16 protein-coding genes are annotated in these 18,616 nt (G+C 40.4%); 6 read left to right on the forward strand and 10 right to left on the reverse strand.

Going from position 1 to position 18,616, the window contains the following annotated elements; all coding sequences use genetic code 11:
* Nucleotides 1–1,152, forward strand: coding sequence for an N-acetyl-alpha-D-glucosaminyl L-malate synthase BshA (gene bshA, locus H148_RS0100330; protein WP_029033011.1), 1,152 nt, complete (start codon nt 1–3; stop codon nt 1,150–1,152).
* Nucleotides 1,153–1,188: 36 nt separating this feature from the next.
* Here the strand turns inward: bshA and H148_RS0100335 are convergent, their stop codons facing one another.
* A complete protein-coding gene (locus H148_RS0100335; protein ID WP_029033012.1) occupies nt 1,189–1,671 on the reverse strand; it encodes a hypothetical protein in 483 nt (160 codons plus the stop codon).
* A gap of 133 nt (nt 1,672–1,804) precedes the next feature.
* On the opposite strand from H148_RS0100335, the gene H148_RS0100340 reads away from it, so the two are divergent.
* From H148_RS0100340 to H148_RS0100355, 4 genes are all read left to right on the forward strand, one after another.
* Nucleotides 1,805–4,714: an FAD-binding and (Fe-S)-binding domain-containing protein gene (locus H148_RS0100340; protein ID WP_029033013.1), complete on the forward strand. Its 2,910-nt coding sequence runs from the start codon at nt 1,805–1,807 to the stop codon at nt 4,712–4,714.
* 51 nt (nt 4,715–4,765) lie between these two features.
* Nucleotides 4,766–5,830 (forward strand): chorismate synthase, encoded by a 1,065-nt coding sequence (aroC, locus tag H148_RS0100345; RefSeq protein WP_029033014.1) that lies wholly within the window; start codon nt 4,766–4,768, stop codon nt 5,828–5,830.
* A gap of 18 nt (nt 5,831–5,848) precedes the next feature.
* Nucleotides 5,849–7,174 carry a dicarboxylate/amino acid:cation symporter gene (locus tag H148_RS0100350; RefSeq protein ID WP_029033015.1) on the forward strand — a complete coding sequence of 442 codons (1,326 nt, stop codon included), beginning with the start codon at nt 5,849–5,851 and terminating at the stop codon, nt 7,172–7,174.
* A gap of 113 nt (nt 7,175–7,287) precedes the next feature.
* A complete protein-coding gene (locus H148_RS0100355) occupies nt 7,288–8,442 on the forward strand; it encodes a peptidase MATCAP family protein (RefSeq protein ID WP_029033016.1) in 1,155 nt (384 codons plus the stop codon).
* An 86-nt stretch (nt 8,443–8,528) separates the two neighbouring features.
* Here H148_RS0100355 and H148_RS0100360 read toward each other — a convergent pair whose 3' ends face one another.
* Together H148_RS0100360 and H148_RS0100365 are read right to left on the reverse strand one after the other, a co-directional pair.
* Entirely contained in the window at nt 8,529–8,942 is a 414-nt protein-coding gene (locus H148_RS0100360) for a thiol-disulfide oxidoreductase DCC family protein (RefSeq protein ID WP_029033017.1), read from the reverse strand.
* Nucleotides 8,943–8,954: 12 nt separating this feature from the next.
* On the reverse strand, nt 8,955–11,126 hold the full coding sequence (locus tag H148_RS0100365) for an endonuclease MutS2 (protein WP_029033018.1): 2,172 nt from the start codon (nt 11,124–11,126) through the stop codon (nt 8,955–8,957).
* Nucleotides 11,127–11,170: 44 nt separating this feature from the next.
* Between H148_RS0100365 and ung the strand changes: the two genes are divergently transcribed.
* Entirely contained in the window at nt 11,171–11,836 is a 666-nt protein-coding gene (gene ung / locus H148_RS0100370; RefSeq protein ID WP_029033019.1) for a uracil-DNA glycosylase, read from the forward strand.
* Here ung and H148_RS0100375 read toward each other — a convergent pair whose 3' ends face one another.
* The 7 genes from H148_RS0100375 to H148_RS0100405 form a co-directional block, all read right to left on the reverse strand.
* Complete coding sequence (locus H148_RS0100375) at nt 11,837–12,484, reverse strand: hypothetical protein (RefSeq protein ID WP_037324406.1); 648 nt, start codon at nt 12,482–12,484, stop codon at nt 11,837–11,839.
* An 8-nt stretch (nt 12,485–12,492) separates the two neighbouring features.
* Complete coding sequence (locus tag H148_RS0100380; protein WP_029033021.1) at nt 12,493–13,341, reverse strand: substrate-binding domain-containing protein; 849 nt, start codon at nt 13,339–13,341, stop codon at nt 12,493–12,495.
* Nucleotides 13,338–15,389 carry a polyphosphate kinase 1 gene (gene ppk1 / locus H148_RS0100385; protein WP_029033022.1) on the reverse strand — a complete coding sequence of 684 codons (2,052 nt, stop codon included), beginning with the start codon at nt 15,387–15,389 and terminating at the stop codon, nt 13,338–13,340. Before ppk1 ends, H148_RS0100380 begins: the two co-directional genes overlap by 4 nt.
* Nucleotides 15,390–15,455: 66 nt before the next feature.
* A complete protein-coding gene (locus H148_RS0100390) occupies nt 15,456–16,331 on the reverse strand; it encodes a nucleoside phosphorylase (protein WP_029033023.1) in 876 nt (291 codons plus the stop codon).
* Between the two features lies 1 nt (nt 16,332).
* Nucleotides 16,333–17,268: a DUF1835 domain-containing protein gene (locus H148_RS0100395; RefSeq protein WP_029033024.1), complete on the reverse strand. Its 936-nt coding sequence runs from the start codon at nt 17,266–17,268 to the stop codon at nt 16,333–16,335.
* Between the two features lie 10 nt (nt 17,269–17,278).
* Nucleotides 17,279–17,635, reverse strand: coding sequence for a translation initiation factor (locus tag H148_RS0100400; protein WP_029033025.1), 357 nt, complete (start codon nt 17,633–17,635; stop codon nt 17,279–17,281).
* Nucleotides 17,636–17,639: 4 nt separating this feature from the next.
* Nucleotides 17,640–18,587: an isopenicillin N synthase family dioxygenase gene (locus H148_RS0100405; RefSeq protein ID WP_029033026.1), complete on the reverse strand. Its 948-nt coding sequence runs from the start codon at nt 18,585–18,587 to the stop codon at nt 17,640–17,642.
* Between the last annotated feature and the right edge of the window lie 29 nt (nt 18,588–18,616).

The following is an 18,616-nucleotide window of genomic DNA, read 5'->3' on the forward strand; positions in this document are numbered from 1 at the left end:
ATGAAAATTGCCATTGTTTGTTATCCCACTTTTGGGGGAAGTGGTGTGGTCGCTACAGAATTGGGTATGTCTCTCTCCAGGAGAGGTCATGAGATCCATTTTATAACATATAAACAGCCTGTTAGGCTGGAGCAGCTATCCCATAATATTCATTTTCATGAAGTTAATGTGCCCGAGTATCCTCTTTTCCATTATCAGCCGTATGAACTTGCTTTAAGTAGTAAGCTGGTAGATATGGTGAAGCTCTATAAAATAGAGGTGCTTCATGTACACTACGCTATTCCTCATGCCTATGCAGGCTACATGGCAAAAAAGATGTTGGAGGAAGAAGGAATTTTTTTGCCCATGGTGACCACTCTTCATGGAACTGATATTACCCTTGTTGGCAATCATCCATTTTATAAACCGGCTGTAACTTTTAGTATCAACAGTAGCGATGTTGTGACTTCTGTATCCCAAAGCCTTAAAGCAGATACTCTGCGTCTTTTCAACGTGAAGCGGGAGATTGACGTGGTGCCAAACTTTATTGATACTACTAAATACACTCAGTCAATTAGTAATTGCCAAAGGAGTATGTTGGCCGCAAATGATGAAAGGATCATTACTCATGTTAGTAACCTGCGGAAGGTAAAACGCGTGAAAGACGTAATTATGATCTTTAATGAGGTGCAGAAGAAATTAAAATCAAAACTCATTATGGTAGGGCAGGGGCCTGAAAGAGAAGTGGCCGAAGATTTGGTCCACGAACTGGGATTGGAAGAAAAAGTATTGTTCCTGGGAGAATCTCATGAAATTGATAAGGTGTTGAGCTATTCAGATCTTTTTCTGTTACCTTCAGAAAAAGAAAGTTTTGGACTCGCAGCTCTTGAGGCTATGGTCAACGGTGTTCCGGTTATTTCTACCAACACCGGCGGACTTCCGGAGGTCAATAAACAAGGTTTTTCAGGATATTTAAGTGATGTGGGCGAAGTCTCAGAAATGGCTGCAAACGCCATATATATTCTGAAAGATGATAAAATTCTGAAAAAATTCAAAGAAAATGCCCGCAACCAGGCCTTTGTTTTTGATGTAGATTCTGTGGTTCCTCTCTATGAATCTTTGTACCAAAAAGCCTTAGATTCAGGCATAAAAGAAAAGGCTGCTAAAAATTAAATTTTTAACAGCCTTTCCGGGTATAAATTTATATGTTTAGAACTGATAACGCAGGCCAAGTGCGACATCAAATCCTAGATCATCACCGTAGTAATTTACTAAACCTATTTCAGGTCTAAAATCGAGAGAGATCAACAGTGGAAAGTCAAAGTCGTATTCGATACCTATGTTTCCGGCCGCAGTGACAAAAAGACCGTCATCATCGTTATCATTATCATCAACTTCAACAGAACCAACACCTGCACCAAAACCGGCATACCAGTTAAATCCTCCTTCTATGTTCCAAACCCAATGATGAAGTCCGGTTAGACGAAAAGCATCGTATTCTCCACGGCTGCTCCATCCAAGATCAAACTCGAGGCGATTGTTTTCTGACAGCCCATGCTGATAGGAAATTTCAGTTCCAACACCATTATTGTCACCTAAACGTAAACCCAGGGCATGATCTGCAATAGTTTGTGCTTGTGAAGAAAGGGTAAAACCAAAAATACATAAAGCTAATAAAACAATTTTTTTCATAATTTTTCATTTAATTTGTTCCTACAAAATTAGACTATCTGAGTGACCGACTATCCCCAACTTCAGCTAATTAAATGTTAATGTTAACAGAGACCTGTTAATCCGTATGCCAAAAGCTGAGAATAATAAAACTATGATTGATGAGCTTAAAGGTCTTGAATCCAATTTGGAAGGGAAACTCTTCTACGACGCCCTCTGGCGTAGGATATTTGCTACAGATGCTTCTGTTTACCGTACGGTTCCACTGGCAGTAGCCTATCCTAAAACTGTTGAAGATCTTAAAAAACTAATTTCTTTTGCTACAAAAAATAATACCTCTCTCATTCCACGCACCGCAGGCACCTCACTTGCCGGCCAGTGTGTTGGAGAGGGCATAGTAGTAGATGTTTCAAAGTATTTCACCGGGATTATTGAACTTAATACTGGCAAAAGGACAATAAAAGTTCAGCCAGGGGTGATCCGGGACGATCTTAACAGGTATCTCAAATCTCATAACCTCTTTTTTGGTCCTAATACTTCAACCTCCAATCGTTGTATGATTGGCGGAATGGTGGGTAATAATTCCAGCGGAACCACCTCCATTAAGTATGGCGTAACCCGGGACAAGGTACTGGAAATGAAAGTACTGCTTTCTGATGGCTCTGAAGCTGTTTTTTCTGAAATTACTTCGGAAGAATTACGGGAAAAAATGCAGTTGGATTCCATGGAAGGAGACATCTACCGGAAGTTATATCAGGAACTTAAGTCGGAAGATGTAAGGCAACAAATTATTTCAGGTTTCCCAAAACCGGAAATTCACCGCCGCAATACCGGATATGCAGTAGATGAACTCATTTCAGCTGAAGTTTTAGGGGGGGAAGAGGAGAAGATCAACATTTGCAAATTGCTTTGTGGAAGCGAAGGAACTCTCGCTTTAACAACCGAAATTACTTTGCAGCTGGATGAGTTGCCTCCAAAAGATGCTGTAATGATTGCAGCACACTTTGATTCTGTTGAAAAATGTTTACAAGCGGTAGTGCCTGCTATGCGGCACTCTTTGTTCACCTGTGAGATGATGGATAAGGTCATCCTGGATTGCACTAAAAACAGCATTAAATACAGGGAAAACAGATTTTTCATAGAAGGAGATCCTGCAGCGATCCTTATGCTTGAAATTAGATCTGCTTCTGAAGAAGAGCTTACTGACCGAACTGCCGACCTGCTCAAAACTCTTTCCGATTCAAATTTGGCTTATGCACTACCGGTACTTCGAAATGAAACAATTGAACTTGCTTTGGAATTGCGAAAGGCAGGTTTAGGCCTTTTGGGAAATATAGTTGGGGATCGAAAAGCCGTGGCTTGCATTGAAGATACCGCTGTTGCAGTGGAAGATCTCGCAGCATACATTTCTGAATTTTCAGATTTGATGAAGGATTACGGTCAGGAAGCAGTTTATTATGCTCATGCCGGTGCAGGAGAATTACACCTGCGTCCGATTCTTAATCTTAAAAAGGAACCTGATGTGGCCCTTTTCAGAAAGATAACCGAAGACGTAGCTTCCCTGGTTAAAAAATATGGCGGTTCCATGAGTGGAGAACATGGTGACGGTAGGGTGAGAGCAGAGTTTATCGAATTCATGATAGGTGAAGAGAATTATAACCTCTTGAAAAGGGTGAAAAACATCTTTGATCCAGAGAACATTTTTAATCCTGGGAAGATTATTGATGCCCCTGCTATGGATGAAAGTTTACGGTACGAACCGGGCCGCCGGGAACCGGAAATCGACACCTTAATGGATTTTACAGATTCCCTTGGTATTCTAAGAGGTGCCGAAAATTGTAACGGTAGCGGCGACTGTAGAAAGCCGTCCGAAGCCGGAGGTACAATGTGCCCCAGTTATCGTGCCACCCGTAATGAAAAGGATACAACCCGCGCCCGTGCCAATGCTCTACGAGAATTTTTAACACATTCAGATAAACCTAATCGATTCGATCATGAAGAGTTGAAGGAAGTTCTTGACTTGTGCATTAGCTGTAAAGGCTGCAAAAGTGAATGTCCTTCTAATGTTGATATGGCGGCATATAAGGCAGAGTTTCAATACCAGTACAATCGTGCAAATGAAGCTTCCCTGCGCTCGAAAGCATTTGCTTTCAACGCAGCGTTGAACAAAAAAACATCAGGAATTTCCCCTTTTTCGAACTTCATGTTTTCAAACTCCCTGACTTCCGGAATTCTGAAGAGAACCATGGGAATTGCTCCACAGCGCAGTCTTCCGCCACTTTCTCGTCAAACATTGTCTTCATACTACAGGAAAAATCAAAGAAAAGTTGAAACCCCGATCAAAACGGTTTACCTGTTCAATGATGAATTCACGAACTATCTGGACTCCGAAGTAGGAATGGCGGCTATAAAACTTCTTAACGGCCTAAATTATGAAGTGAAAATTATAGAACATCCCGAAAGTGGACGGGGCTTTATTTCTAAGGGCTTTTTAAAAGAAGCCAAAGAAGTAGCCAATAAAAACATTCAGATATTTAAAGATATTATCTCACCTGAAAGTCCGTTGTTGGGATTGGAACCTTCTGCAATTTTAACCTTTAGGGATGAATATTTAAGATTGGCCGATGATAAAGCAGCTGCAGAACGGGTATCCAAAAATGTCTTTCTACTGGAAGAATTTTTCAAGAAAGAAGTCATTGCGGGAAATATTACTGCCGACTCTTTTACTTCAGAAAAAAAGAGGATCAAATTGCATGGACATTGTCATCAAAAAGCACTCTCGGGTGTGGAAAATACATTTGTAATGCTAAATCTTCCGCAGAATTTTGAGGTGACGGTGATTCCTTCGGGTTGTTGCGGTATGGCGGGTTCTTTCGGGTATGAAAAAGAGCATTATGAGGTAAGTATGCAAATTGGTGAACAAACATTGTTCCCGGCGGTAAGAAAAGCATCGGAAGGGACTGTTATTGCAGCTCCCGGTACCAGCTGTAGACATCAAATCCAAGATGGAACGGGTAAAAAAGCTCTGCATCCTGTAGTGATCATGGCCGAAGCATTGAAATAAACATTTTCAAATCTTGGCTTAAAAAATTACATTTGCTCAAAATCACCTTCAATGGCGGGAAATTCCTTCGGAAAACTTTTTAGACTTACCACATTTGGGGAATCTCATGGCGAAGCCATTGGAGGAATTATTGACGGCTGCCCCGCCGGTCTTAAACTTGATCTGGAAAAAATTCAGCAGGAAATGGAGCGGCGTAAGCCGGGTCAATCTGCTATCGTGACCCAGCGGAAAGAACCTGATACAGTGAAGTTCTTTTCGGGCATTTTTGAAGGAAGAACAACAGGAACCCCTATTGGGTTTGTTATTGAGAATGCAAACCAGAAGTCAAAAGATTACTCGCACATTAAGGATGTCTATCGTCCTTCCCATGCCGATTATACCTATGACAAAAAATACGGCAACAGGGATTACCGGGGCGGTGGAAGGTCTTCGGCCCGCGAGACAGCGTGCAGAGTAGCGGCAGGAGCTGTTGCAAAGCAACTGCTTCAGGAAATAAAAATTACGGCTTATACTTCTTCAGTTGGTAATATTCAGCTTCAGAAAAAATTTGAAGAGTTGGATCTTTCAGAAATAGAAAAGAATCCCGTTCGTTGTCCCGATCCTGAAACTGCAGCCGAAATGGAATCCTTTATTAAAGAGATTAGATCGCAGGGAGACACTGTGGGTGGAGTAGTGGAGTGTGTCATATCGAATGTTCCGGTAGGGCTGGGAGAACCTGTTTTTGATAAACTTCATGCCACTTTAGGTGCAGCTATGCTTTCAATTAACGCTGTAAAAGGATTTGAGTATGGAAGCGGGTTTGCTGGTGCGGCTATGAAAGGTAGCGAACATAATGACCTCTTTGAGCCTGATGGCTCCACAACTTCGAATTTTAGCGGAGGCATTCAGGGAGGTATATCCAATGGAATGGATATTGTTTTTCGTGTGGCTTTCAAACCCGTGGCCACCATAATGCAAAAGCAAAAGACAATAAATGCTGAGGGCGAAAGTGTAGAAATGCAGGGCAAAGGAAGACATGATCCTTGTGTGGTGCCCCGGGCAATTCCAATAGTGGAAGCCATGGCCGCCCTGGTGCTGGCCGATTATTATTTGATGGATAGAACTTCTAGGATATAATTATACAGAAACTATAGTATGAAAAAATTAGCACTGCACTGGCAAATCTTACTGGGAATGGCTGCCGGGGTGATCTTTGCGCTTTTAATGACCAATTTTTCCTGGGGAGCCGAGTTCATAAGTGACTGGATAAAACCTTTCGGAAATATTTTTATTAATGCCCTCAAGTTAATTGCAGTGCCTCTAATTTTGGCTTCGTTAATAAAAGGGATTTCCGATCTTAAAGATATTTCGAAGTTATCCAAGATGGGGACCCGAACTATTTTGATCTATATCGGTACCACATTGATTGCAGTGACCATTGGTCTCTTATTGGTGAATTTAATAGAACCGGGTGGTGCTATTGCCGAGGATACGAGAAATGATCTTATTGCCAGTTATGAAGGTGATGCAAATGTACGAATAGCCGATGCTCAGCGACAAAAAGAGGCCGGACCACTCCAGGCCCTTGAGGATATAGTACCAGGAAATATTTTTGCTGCAGCCAGTGATAATGGTAATATGCTTCAGGTGATCTTTTTTGCCATCTTTTTTGGACTGGGTCTTATTTTGATTCCTGAAGAAACTGCAAGGCCTGTAAAAGCTTTTTTTGACGGGTTCAATGAAGTGATTCTCAAATTGATTGACCTAATAATGCTGGCTGCACCTTATGGTGTTTTTGCCTTACTTGCCGCGCTCGTGGTGGAATCTCCCAGTGCAGATCTCTTTGCCGCACTGGCTATGTATGGTGTCACTGTAATCATCGGCCTCGCCTTAATGATTGGCGTTTATATGCTAATCGTTTGGATCTCCACCGGGAGAAATCCAGCCTTTTTTGAAAATGGTATTGCCCCCGCTCAATTACTTGCTTTTTCCACTAGTTCAAGTGCTGCGACCTTACCTGTGACCATGGAGCGAACCGAAGAGCATCTTGGAGTACATGAAGAGGTGACAAGCTTTGTTTTACCCATTGGTGCTACAATAAATATGGACGGTACGAGTCTATATCAGGCTGTGGCTGCTGTATTTATAGCCCAGGCTTTTGGAATGGATCTTACTTTAGGTGCACAATTAGGTATTATTGCCACTGCAACTCTTGCTTCAATAGGTTCTGCAGCTGTCCCGGGTGCCGGAATGGTAATGCTGGTAATTGTACTTTCCCAGGCAGGAATTCCCGAAGCAGGTCTTGCCCTTATTTTTGCAGTAGACAGGCCACTTGATATGTGCCGTACCATGGTAAACGTGACTGGTGACGCCGCAGTCTCTATGATGGTAGCAAAATCTGTAGATAAGCTGGGAGATCCACGGGTAAAAAACTGGGATGATAACCTTCCAAAGAGAGAGAAGATTCCTGCGGAAAAATAGATATTCTAAATCCTCTTACAGATCCAACGATTTTTCCCTTCCAAAGCTTGTGAGACTTGGCGGAAATCCTTGTATTTGCGCGGGATAAATTTTTTACCTGAAAATCTTCCATAATGACCAATAAAACCCGCAATTACTTTAAAACCCTCCTGGAAATCGACCAAAACCTTGACAGGCTTGTGCGGGAGATTGACGTGCTGAATTATTTGAATCCGCTGAATATTGAGCAGGAAAAAAAACGTTTTTTTAGTTCAAAGTTTTCGGAAGAACCTGTCTTCAAGTACAGAAAACTTAAATTTGATCCTTATACCCTGCAGCGGCAGTTATTTAGCCAAAGACTGGAGGATATTCCCGATGAAGATATCCATAAGCTGTATTATGATGCGATTTATGAGTATTCGGGATTGGTGCAATGTGTAGCCACAGTTGGCAAGGAGAAAAAATTCTTTTATAACTCCCTGCGGGTGTTTGGCACTCCCACCGAACGAGATGTTAAAAATGCTAAATTCATCCTTCATTTTCACAAAGAAGAGGATGCTGAAGAAATGGTGCCACGTTATAATGCCGATCAGGCACAAGCCTATTTTCAGGCATTTGGAGAGCATTATCCATTTAAATTCAGAATTAGACAGAGCAACAGTATCACAGGAGCTGCCATGGCTTTAAATTCCGGGGAACTTTTAGTGAAGAAAAACAGGAAGTTTAGTGATAACGACCTAAAGATTCTCTCTAACCATGAGATTGGAGTTAACATGCTAACTACTTTTAACGGACTCGATCAACCTCTTCGCATATTCTCTCATGGATTTGCCAATAATCATCCTACCCAGGCTGGACTAGGGATCTTTAGTGAATATATGAGTGACAGCCTGAGTTTAAAAAGGGTGAAAGAGCTGGCTTATCGCGTTTTGGCTGCGGATAGTCTTATAAAAGGCTACAACTTTAGTGATACTTTTGATCTTTTGTACAATCAATATAAACTGGACAGGGAAACGTCATGGTTAATCACGCTAAGGGCTCACCGTGGTGGTGGATTTACCAAGGACCACCAGTACTTGCCCGGGCTTAAAAAAGTTTATGACTATCACTCTTCCGGCAATGATATGGGGCTCCTGCTCACCGGAAAAGTAGCCATGGAAGACGCTGATCTAATTCAAAAACTTCAGCAGAAAGAACTGGCTCAACAGAACACTTATTTTCCCCATTCCTTTAAAGAGAATAAGAATACGAATGACAAGCTGGAATTTTTACTGAGTAACCTAAAGTAAGTAGGCAGTGTTCAGTGCTCAGTTGGCGGTCTAAAAATTGGAAATTAAACTTCTATTTAAAACTAAAAAGCAGTTTTTTGATAAGCTTATTTCAAAAACAAAGCCTGCAGCTCGGGAGTTGGTGTCATACAGGTTTCTTTTTTACCAAACCAGCTATAACGGTTATTGGCAACAATGCTATAAACGCCATCCCTCAAACCTTCAGGAAGAGTTTTAAAATACTTTAGCCATTTATAACCCCTAAGATGTTTGGCTATTTCAATCGCTGCGGTCGACTTGTGATAGTAGGCGACTCCGGGGTCAATGAGAATGACCGAATCCAGGTTTTCTGTATCAATTCCTCTTTCATTGATGATTTGACGCCCCACGTCACTTTGAAGGGGTGCAAATCTAAAAACATCATCAACGTCATTCCTTATAATTGTTTGGACAGTATTATTGCAAAGATTACACACACCGTCAAAAAGGATAATTTTTTTATTCTCGGGAAAGTTTACCATAATTTTCTTTTTCTATTTTTTTCGCTGCACAAGTTCCAGTTGGTCCACAGATACCGAGGTGGTGAAAATACCATAATTGACTTTTGCGGTCCCTTTTTCAATGCTGTCAATGCTACCCACGGCTTTGCCGTCCTGCATTCGCACCCGGTCACCCACCTTTAGTACCGGTCTTGGCTTTGCAACTTCTTCTTTAATTTCTTTTTCCTGCTTTTCTTTTTTCTTCTTCCTTATTTCTTCCACCTTCTTTTCGGCCTCCTGCATCACCTTTTTTTCCTTAATCTTTTCAACCTTCTTTTCTTTAGCCGTTACCTTTTTTCGTTTAGAATTTTCAACTTCCACGATCTTAAGGAATTCGGCAATAAGTTCTTTTTTTCGCTTATTCTGAAAATACTTTTCGCTTATTTCATTTATCTTATTTCCTAAGTATATAAGTCGTTGATTACTGTCATACAGTTCCTGAAAGTTCTCCAGTTTCTGCTGAATTCTGGCGTTGGTTTCTTCCAGTTTTTTCTTTTCAGATTCTGTTTGCTGTTCCTTGGTCTTTAATGAAGTAGTGGTCTTCGAAAGTTTAGATCGTTCTTTCTGAAGATCGGCAATACTTTTATCGAATCTTATTTTTCCACGTTCAACTTTCTTTTTGGAGCGGTTGATAAGACTATAAGGAATCCCATTCTTTTGCGCTACCTCAAAGGTGAAGGAACTTCCCGCTTCTCCCATATGCAGCTTGTAAAGAGGCTCGAGGGTGCGGGCGTCAAACAGCATATTTGCATTGATAACATGCGGCAGCTCATTAGCCAGCATTTTTAAGTTGGCGTAATGGGTTGTGAGGATCCCAAAGGCTTCTTTTTCATAGAACACTTCCAAGAAAGTTTCCGCCAGGGCACCTCCTAACTCAGGGTCACTTCCTGTTCCAAACTCATCTATCAAAAAGAGCGTTTTATCATCTACTTTTTTCAGAAAGTAATTCATGTTTTTGAGCCGGTAACTGTAGGTGCTCAAATGATTTTCAATACTCTGGTTGTCGCCAATATCAGTGAGGATCTTATCAAAAAAACATATACGGCTGTACTCGTGAACCGGAATAAGCAAACCACTTTGCACCATGATTTGAAGCAGGCCAATGGTTTTAAGAGTAATACTCTTTCCACCTGCATTTGGACCTGAAATTACAATGATGCGCCTTTCCTTATTCAGTTCAATCGTCTGCGGAAAAGTCTTCTCATTCTTTTTACGATTATTCAATAAGAGCAAAGGGTGAAAAGCATCAATGAGTTCCAGCTCCCGATCCTTACTTATCTTTGGCATTACTGCATCCATTTCCATGCCGTACTTTGCCTTTGCAGCAACAACATCTATGTCACTTAGAAAATCCTGATAATCTATTAATAAGGATCTATAGGGACGAATAAAATTTGTAAGCTCCTTAAGGATCTTTTTTATTTCCTCCTTTTCCTCGTATTCCAGATTGTTAAGCTCTCGTGTGTAGTTGTAAGTGGCTTCTGGTTGAATATAAACAATGCTTCCAGTTTTGGAATTTCCTAAAATCCCACCTTTTACTTTCCGTCGGTGCATGGCAGTAACTGCCAGAACCCGAATATTATCCACTACGGTTTCTCGTATATCATCAAGATACCCGAGATTATTGTAATGGGTAAGAGCGCTACCAAAGCTGGAATTAATTTGCCCTTTTACATGTCCTATCTTTCTTCTGGTTTCGTGGAGCAGGGGAGAAGCATCATCTTTCACTTCTCCAAAACGATCTATGATACTATTGATCCTTTCAATGATCTCGGGAGTATATTCTACTGCGGAAGCTGTTTCGTGTAGACACGGATACAGCTCCTCAAACTTCTTTAAAAATTTAATAAGAGTATTGGAGGTTTCGGAAATGGATCCAATCTTCCTGAAGCCTGAAGCTTCCAATCGTGTTTCTTCTATTCCCAGAAGCTTTATTTCCTGGTCTATGGCATCAAAGCCGTGATTGGGGATTCGGCTTTCCTGCTGGTACGAGGATACATATTCATTGGTTTGTCTTAAACCGAAAATAGTTTTTTGATAGCTTGAAAAAGGTACTATTTCGAGAGCTTTATCCTTTCCCGGACCTGTAATAGTGTACCGGCTAACTTGCTGGCAAACTGTGGGAAATTCCAGGTCCTGAAGAGTCTTGGCTGTAACTTTGATCATATAAAATTTCCCTATTTTTGAGGAGCCGCAATTTAACCATTATTATGACCTTTAACATAGCCCCGAGTTGGAAAAAAAAGTTAAATCATGAGCTTGAAAAGCCTTATTTTAAAGAACTCATGCATTTTGTAACTGCTGAATATAAAGCTAATGAATGTTTTCCCCCTCCAGATAATATTTTTAAAGCTTTTGAGCTTTCCACCTTCAATGAAACCAAAGTTGTGATTATAGGACAGGATCCTTATCACGGCTACGGACAGGCTCATGGTCTCTGTTTTTCGGTGCAGCCGGAAACTAAAGTTCCTCCTTCTTTGGTGAACATTTTTCGAGAGATAAAAGAAGACCTGGGAAAGCCGGTACCAAAACACGGAAATCTGCAGCATTGGGCAGAGCAGGGGGTTTTAATGCTCAATGCCACACTTACTGTGCGGGCTCGGCAAGCTGGTTCTCACCAGGGAAAAGGTTGGGAAAAGTTCACAGATGCTGTCATATCCACTCTTTCGGAAGAGCGGGAGAATCTCGTATTTCTTTTATGGGGAGGCCCGGCTCAAAAGAAGGGCCGAAAAATAGACTCTAATAAGCATCTGGTTTTGACAAGCGGGCATCCTTCTCCTTTGGCCGCCAATCGCGGGTATTGGTTTGGTAACAGGCACTTCAGTAAAACCAATGAATATTTGAAATCTTTAGGAAAAGAACCTATCAACTGGTAATTAGAACCGGTAGCCAATTAAAACCGACGGGAGAATAACAATATCGGGGGAGTATTTATCGAAAAGGTTTCTTCCTATTCCGAAGGAAACATCTGCAAGAAATCCTTGTTTTGAGACCCACTTGCTACCCACACCAATTCCAAAAGCAAGGTCTGTATATTCCATGTCCACCTCTTTTTCTTCCGGTACTCCGGTTTCTGAATTAGGAAATTCCATGTTTACTTCATTCGATCCATTTGAAAACATGCCAAAAACCTGAGCGTAATAACCCCATGCGGTTTTATTTTCCTGCGGGAAATATTTTAATTTTCCGGTGATGGAGAAATCTTTAGCGTAAATCTTTGAAAGGTCTGTGTCTTCACCTTTATTTTTATTAAAGACCTTGGAGAAAATTTCCACTCCAGCAGAAGTATGATCGTTGATCAACCTCTCGTATCCCACATCCAGTGCTCCAAACACCAGAAGATTCAGGACGTTAAGGTGAACCTCACTTTTCAAAGTATCCCTTCTAAAGGTAATTTCCTCCTGTAGCTGCGGCTCAACTACCAAAGTATCTTCTGAGAATTCTTCAAACCCGGTTTCCTGAGCTATTGAAGGCAGGGCTGTCAAAATGAGAAAGAGTGAAAGATATGTCTGTAGTAACTTCATGTTTTGTCTTATTGATGTAAAAAATAATAATTGTCTTTTATTTCCGGTATAAGTCCCAGTTCCTTAAGTTGATCCTGAACTTTCTGAATCTCCTGTACCGAAATTTGCTTCTGGCTCCAGGAGGTGATCTTTAACCATTGCTCAATATCTTCAGTTTTCTGATCGTATTTTCTTGCCAGAGCCAACTCTATTTTTGGAATTCCCTTGAATTTTCTTGTTAGATCATTTATGGTTTTTAACATGCTGAGAACTGTAACGGTTTCTTTCTCCAAAAATTCTTTTCTTACAGCAATTACAAAACAGGACCAGGGAGTAGGGCAGTCGGCAATCCTTCTAAAAACTCCTTTATCCACCAGCGGCTTGGTCGTAAAATGTTCCCACATAAAATAACCAGCTCTTCCTGATCTAAGCGCCTCAATGGCACCCTTAATGTCGCCTACAACTTCAAATTCTAGTTTTGAAGGATCCCAACCAAGATTTCGGGCATTTACAAATGCCATTAAATGTGATCCCGATCCATATCGGCTTATGGCAACTTTTTGATGCTTCAGGTCTTCAAAATTCTTAAAACCCGATTCTGCTGCTACATGAACGCCCCAAATAAGAGGAGAGGCAATATATTCCTGTACGATCACAGCCTCATTACCATGGTGAATATCTTTAATGATCCCTTCAGTTAAAATAACGGCGGCATCTATCTCTTTATTACGCATTGCTTTGCACATGGCCCCTGTACCATCGGGAAAATTTCTCCAGCTAAGATCCAGACTATTTTTTTTAAAAGTGCCATCATCTATGCAAAGATGCCATGGTAAATTGAAATGTTCCGGAACTCCCCCAACTTTAATTTTTTTCATGAAGCATGTTTTTCTTTTAAATAGTTGTAAATCTCATCTTGAGATCTTATTGGTTTTTCTCCGAGCCCTGCCTTAACGAAGGTATTTGTTTCTGTAGGATCCTGTATTCTCGCTTTCACATTGTCATTAAACTGAATCTCAAGAATATCTTTAAATTCCCTGGCGATATCCTCATCATAAACGGGTGCAATAACTTCAATCCTTCTGTCGAGATTCCGGGTCATCCAATCGGCACTTCCAAAGTAAAGCTCTTCATTCCCATCATTTTCAAATAGATACATGCGGCCGTGTTCCAGGTAACGATCAATAATACTTGTCATGTATATATTACTACTCAAATTTTCTATTCCCGGCACCAAACAGGTAAAGCCCCTTACCAGCAGTCTTATCTTTACACCAGCCTCACTGGCTTCATATAAAAGGTTTATGATCTCTTTATCCTCCAGGCTGTTCATTTTGGCTTTAATCCCCGCTTTTTTCCCCAGTTTAGCATTCTGTATCTCCCGGTTTATTAAATCTGAAAAAGCTTTCCTGGTAGAAAAGGGGGAAATAAGCAGACGTTTTGCCCGGGGGATGATTAATTCTCCTTCCAAAACCAGAAAAACCCTTCCAAGTTCTGACGTTATTTTTCCATGAGCCGTAAAAATAGCATGATCACAGTAGATCTTGGATGTTTTACTATTGAAATTCCCGGTTCCTATATAAGCATAATCTTTGAGTTCCCCCTTTTCCTCCCGGCTCACCAGAAGGATCTTGGAATGCACCTTAATTTTTGGGTAACTATAAATTACTTTTGCGCCCTCTTCTTCAAATTTCCGCCCCCAGTCGATATTATTTTTTTCATCAAACCTCGCTTTAGCTTCAATAAAAACTGTGACTTTTTTATCATTTTTCAGAGCTGTAAGAAGGGCAGTGGTCACGACAGATTCATCAGCAATCCTGTAAATGGATATCTTGATCTCCTTAACCAAAGGATCATTTGCAGCCTGTTGTATGAACCGCTCTACATATTCAAAAGACATATATGGAAAATGAACCGATTGGTCTTTTTTTGAAATAACTTCAAAGTAATTTTCGGCATTTTCCAGGACCGAATGTTTTACGGGAGTTAGTTCTTCATAATGCAGGGCCGAATTATTAGTGGGATCGGGAAAAGAAAAGAAATCACTAAAATTGTGGTACCTGCCACCCGGCATCATATCAATTTTTCCTAATTTTAAAGTCTTACGTAAGATTTTCTGATCTTCTGCCGGCATACCGGAATCATAAAGTAACCTGGTGGGTTGCCCGTCTGTACGTTGTTTAAGGGAATCATAAATTTTTTCGGCTAGTAACCCGTCTATTTCATCATCAATATACAATTCGGCATCACGGGACAGTTTTATTTCATAAATCCCTTCAATTTCCTTCTGCGGAAATAGTTCCGGTATATTCGTTTTTACGATATCATCCAAAAAGGTGATCTTGTGCTCCTCTGTTTCAGAAGAAAATTTTATAAATCTGTCACACTTATCTGTAGGAATATTAACCACTCCAAATTCAGATTTATCTTTAAAAGAAACCATGAAATAGAGGGCGTTGTTTTCCAAAAAAAACTCCTTCTCATCTGAAGGATCTAAAATGGAAGTTTTAATGCATTTTTTTATTTTCCGGAAATATTTGCGGGCAAATTCTTCATGGTATTTATTATAGTCTTCCCGATGAACCAGGTAGATCCCTGCCGTTTCTAGTTCGGGAATTATTTGTTCCCTGTAGATCTTACCGAATTTACTCTGTTGCTCCCGTACTTCTTTAAGTATTTGCTTTACCGTTTTGTTTGGCTTAAGGGCAAGTTTTTTTCTAATACTTTTCTCCACCCGTTTCATCTGTCTCAACTGGGAAACTCTAACCCTAAAATATTCATCAAGGTTCATTGAAAATATGGCAAGAAATTTTAGCCTCTCATAAAGTGGAGTGGTGCTGTTTTGTGCTTCCTGAAGCACTCTTTCATTGAAACTTAACCAATTTAAATCGCGATGCCTTGTAATTTTATCTTCAGGCTTTAACATAGGGAGGGGTTTACCCAAAAATACGAATATGAGGTATGCGTGCTTTTAATATTCTGTTAAATGAAATTATGCAGAGACTAGCTTTTCCAAAGCATATTTTATTGTATTATCCACTGCCTTTGCTCCATCTTTAGTAAAATTCCCGGTTGCACGGTTTGCAATAATAGCATTAAGGGAAAGGGCCTTGTGCCCCAGCATTTTTGAAAGACCAAAAATAGCCGAAGTCTCCATTTCCAGGTTGGTTATTTTTTTGCCCTTAAAATTAAAAGCAGCAAGTTTATCCTTCATATTATCATCTCTTAACGGTAAACGAAGAACGCGCCCCTGGGGTGCATAAAACCCCACATTTGAACCCGTAAAGCCGGAAAATACCTGTGGACTCAGAAATTTCTCTACCAAAGAAGGATCGGCAGGAACGACGTAAGGTTTGCTGTTCTTTTCGTAAGTATTGAGGTGGCCTTCAAGGGCTTCATTGAAATCCTGAAGTTGAACGTCATCACTTTGGTAATAATGGAGCAGACTATCAAAACCTACTGCCAGTTCACTTACCACAATAGAATCTACAGGTATATCTTTTTGAATGGATCCCGAGGTTCCAATGCGGATAATATTAAGACTTGTCTTCTTTTCTTTGATCTGCCGTGTACCGAAATTGATGTTCACCAGGGCGTCAAGTTCGTTGAGAACTATGTCAATATTATCTGTACCAATTCCGGTAGATATTACTGAAATTCTTTTTCCCCTATAGGTTCCTGTCTGGGTATGGAATTCTCTTTTTTTGACCACCACATCTACTTTATCAAAGTACTTAGTGATTTTCTCTACACGATTTTGGTCTCCCACCAGAAGAATGGTATCAGCGAGATGTTCAGGTTTAAGATTGAGGTGATATATGCTGCCATCAGGGTTCAGAATCAATTCTGAAGCTGCTAAGTGATTCATTTTATAGTTTTAATATTTCATGGTTATCGGGGTCGTAGAGAAAGTCGTATTTCCTAACCCCGCCATAACATTCGTTATCTTTTAGGTTTTGATAGTAATTCTTTGAACCATTAAGGGCTTTAAGACCATCGTTAGTTAGAGATAATCCATTATCTGAGACGTCATAGAACGGACTAAGTTTTTCCAAAACCCTTTGCATTTGTACATCTACGTAACCATAATAACCCTGGTACTGTAAAGCATAACCAAGGAGGTGATTCATAGATTTTATTTTGTGTTCACGAATGAGTTTTAAAACATTTACTTCCAACGAATTTAAGCCGGTCTTAACACTGGGAAAGCGCTCAATATGTGCCCTTATGGAACTGGACAAGTACTCAAAATTTGTAGTTTTTTTAATTTCTGACGCCAAACGTCTTGGATTTTTACTGCAATAGAGTTCCCAGATCAATTGTGCAGTTTGAATATCCTGATCGGTTAATGAAATTTTTTGAAGGTAATGTTCTTTGAGGTGTTTAGGTGAAAGCTGAGAAAGAGGGGTCATTTCTTCCTCTCCTTTAAGCTTTCGACTGCAAACCAGTGAGAAAGGACCGCCTTTTTTATTTTGAAGCAGGAAACTAATAAGGGCAAGCATATTCATGTGGGAGAATAGATCAAACTCAAACCACAAAACTACTTCATCATAATTATTTATAGCAGCGAGTTTCACCAGTTCACCCAGGAATTCCTGCTGGTACCTTTCCTCTGAAACCTTATATTTTTCCTGGAGAAAAGTTTTACGCAGCAGAACGAACTCCTCGTCTCCAACATCTATTGAAGCAGGACCTTCACACAACATCTCGCGCCAGGTAATAACATCTCCCGGCAATTCTAATGTGAGGATCTGTCTTGAAAGATCGTCACCATTAGTAATATGTAAAATCTTATTTTCTTCCATCAAAGCCAGTTTATCCTCCTACGCGCTTTACTTTGTAACCAAGTTCTCTAAGATAAGACATTACCTTATCCCTCACATCTCCCTGTATAATTATTTCTCCATCTTTTACAGAACCTCCTACGCCACATTTCTTTTTCAGATCTTTACCAAGGGTATTAAGGTCTTCCGCGCTACCAACAAAATTAGTAACAATAGTGACTTTTTTACCTGCACGACCTTTTGAACTGTAGTGTGCTTCAAGAAGTTGATCCCCGGGTTTTAAAGTTTTTTCATTTTCTTCATTACCGTGAACATCGGGTTCAAAATCTTTGTCCGTAGAGAAGACAAAACCTCCAAGATCCTCCAGCCCCATCTTTTTTTTAGCCATGGAATTATTTTTTGAGTCCTATCTCAACCAACCGCTGGTGAAGAAATTCTCCGGCAGTAATATCAGGATAAGTTTTTGGATGCTCGTCATCAATACATTCTTCTAAACAATTAAGCGGCATCTCACTGCGCGGATGCATAAAAAAAGGAATTGAATATCTCGGTTTATTCCACTCTTCTTTGGGGGGATTGACGACCCTGTGAATTGTGCTTCGAAGTTTGTTGTTTGTATGCCTTTCCAGCATATCCCCTACATTTATCACTAATTCATCCTCGTTTGGAACGGCATCTATCCATTCCCCGTCTTTTCTAAGCACCTGTAAACCTCCTGTAGATGCACCCATTAATAGCGTAATAAGGTTGATGTCACCATGAGCTCCTGCCCGTACTGCACCTTTAGGCTCTTCTGTAATAGGAGGGTAGTGAATGGGCCGAAGAATACTGTTCCCATTACTTGCCCAATGGTCAAAATAAAATTCATCTAAACCAATATAAAGAGCAAGTGCTCTTAAAACATAGATTCCGGTCTTCTCCAGCATCCGGTACGCTTCCATCCCGGTATGGTTAAAATCCGGTAGCTCTTCTACCTGCACATTGTCCGGATATTCTTCAGTAAGATTTGCATCTTTAGAAGGTTCCTGACCAAAATGCCAGAATTCTTTAAGATCTCCCTCTTTTTTTCCTTTAGCATGTTCCTTTCCGAAGGAAATATATCCCCGTTGACCTGCCAGACCCTCAATTTCATATTTTCGTTTGGTTTCGAGCGGAAGAGCAAAGAAATTTTTCACTTCTTTATATAGCTCGTCCACGAGGTTGTCACTTAAGAAATGATTTTTTAAGACAACAAAACCAATTTCTTCGTAGGCTTTACCTATCTCATTTACAAATTTCTGTTTTCTCTGCGGGTCATCAGACAAGAAGTCTGCGAGGTCAACACTTGGAATGTTGTTCATTTCCATAAGATATTGTTTTATATACCTCA

The sequence above is a fragment of the Salinimicrobium terrae DSM 17865 genome, assembly GCF_000424665.1.
Taxonomy (GTDB): domain Bacteria; phylum Bacteroidota; class Bacteroidia; order Flavobacteriales; family Flavobacteriaceae; genus Salinimicrobium; species Salinimicrobium terrae.

What these genes read in the sequence shown, in the direction of transcription:
- bshA (WP_029033011.1), top strand. Translation starts at nt 1, where the DNA reads ATGAAAATTGCCATTGTTTGTTATCCCACTTTTGGGGGAAGTGGTGTG.
- H148_RS0100335 (WP_029033012.1), bottom strand. Translation starts at nt 1,671, where the DNA reads ATGAAAAAAATTGTTTTATTAGCTTTATGTATTTTTGGTTTTACCCTT.
- H148_RS0100340 (WP_029033013.1), top strand. Translation starts at nt 1,805, where the DNA reads ATGATTGATGAGCTTAAAGGTCTTGAATCCAATTTGGAAGGGAAACTC.
- aroC (WP_029033014.1), top strand. Translation starts at nt 4,766, where the DNA reads ATGGCGGGAAATTCCTTCGGAAAACTTTTTAGACTTACCACATTTGGG.
- H148_RS0100350 (WP_029033015.1), top strand. Translation starts at nt 5,849, where the DNA reads ATGAAAAAATTAGCACTGCACTGGCAAATCTTACTGGGAATGGCTGCC.
- H148_RS0100355 (WP_029033016.1), top strand. Translation starts at nt 7,288, where the DNA reads ATGACCAATAAAACCCGCAATTACTTTAAAACCCTCCTGGAAATCGAC.
- H148_RS0100360 (WP_029033017.1), bottom strand. Translation starts at nt 8,942, where the DNA reads ATGGTAAACTTTCCCGAGAATAAAAAAATTATCCTTTTTGACGGTGTG.
- H148_RS0100365 (WP_029033018.1), bottom strand. Translation starts at nt 11,126, where the DNA reads ATGATCAAAGTTACAGCCAAGACTCTTCAGGACCTGGAATTTCCCACA.
- ung (WP_029033019.1), top strand. Translation starts at nt 11,171, where the DNA reads ATGACCTTTAACATAGCCCCGAGTTGGAAAAAAAAGTTAAATCATGAG.
- H148_RS0100375 (WP_037324406.1), bottom strand. Translation starts at nt 12,484, where the DNA reads ATGAAGTTACTACAGACATATCTTTCACTCTTTCTCATTTTGACAGCC.
- H148_RS0100380 (WP_029033021.1), bottom strand. Translation starts at nt 13,341, where the DNA reads ATGAAAAAAATTAAAGTTGGGGGAGTTCCGGAACATTTCAATTTACCA.
- ppk1 (WP_029033022.1), bottom strand. Translation starts at nt 15,389, where the DNA reads ATGTTAAAGCCTGAAGATAAAATTACAAGGCATCGCGATTTAAATTGG.
- H148_RS0100390 (WP_029033023.1), bottom strand. Translation starts at nt 16,331, where the DNA reads ATGAATCACTTAGCAGCTTCAGAATTGATTCTGAACCCTGATGGCAGC.
- H148_RS0100395 (WP_029033024.1), bottom strand. Translation starts at nt 17,268, where the DNA reads ATGGAAGAAAATAAGATTTTACATATTACTAATGGTGACGATCTTTCA.
- H148_RS0100400 (WP_029033025.1), bottom strand. Translation starts at nt 17,635, where the DNA reads ATGGCTAAAAAAAAGATGGGGCTGGAGGATCTTGGAGGTTTTGTCTTC.
- H148_RS0100405 (WP_029033026.1), bottom strand. Translation starts at nt 18,587, where the DNA reads ATGAACAACATTCCAAGTGTTGACCTCGCAGACTTCTTGTCTGATGAC.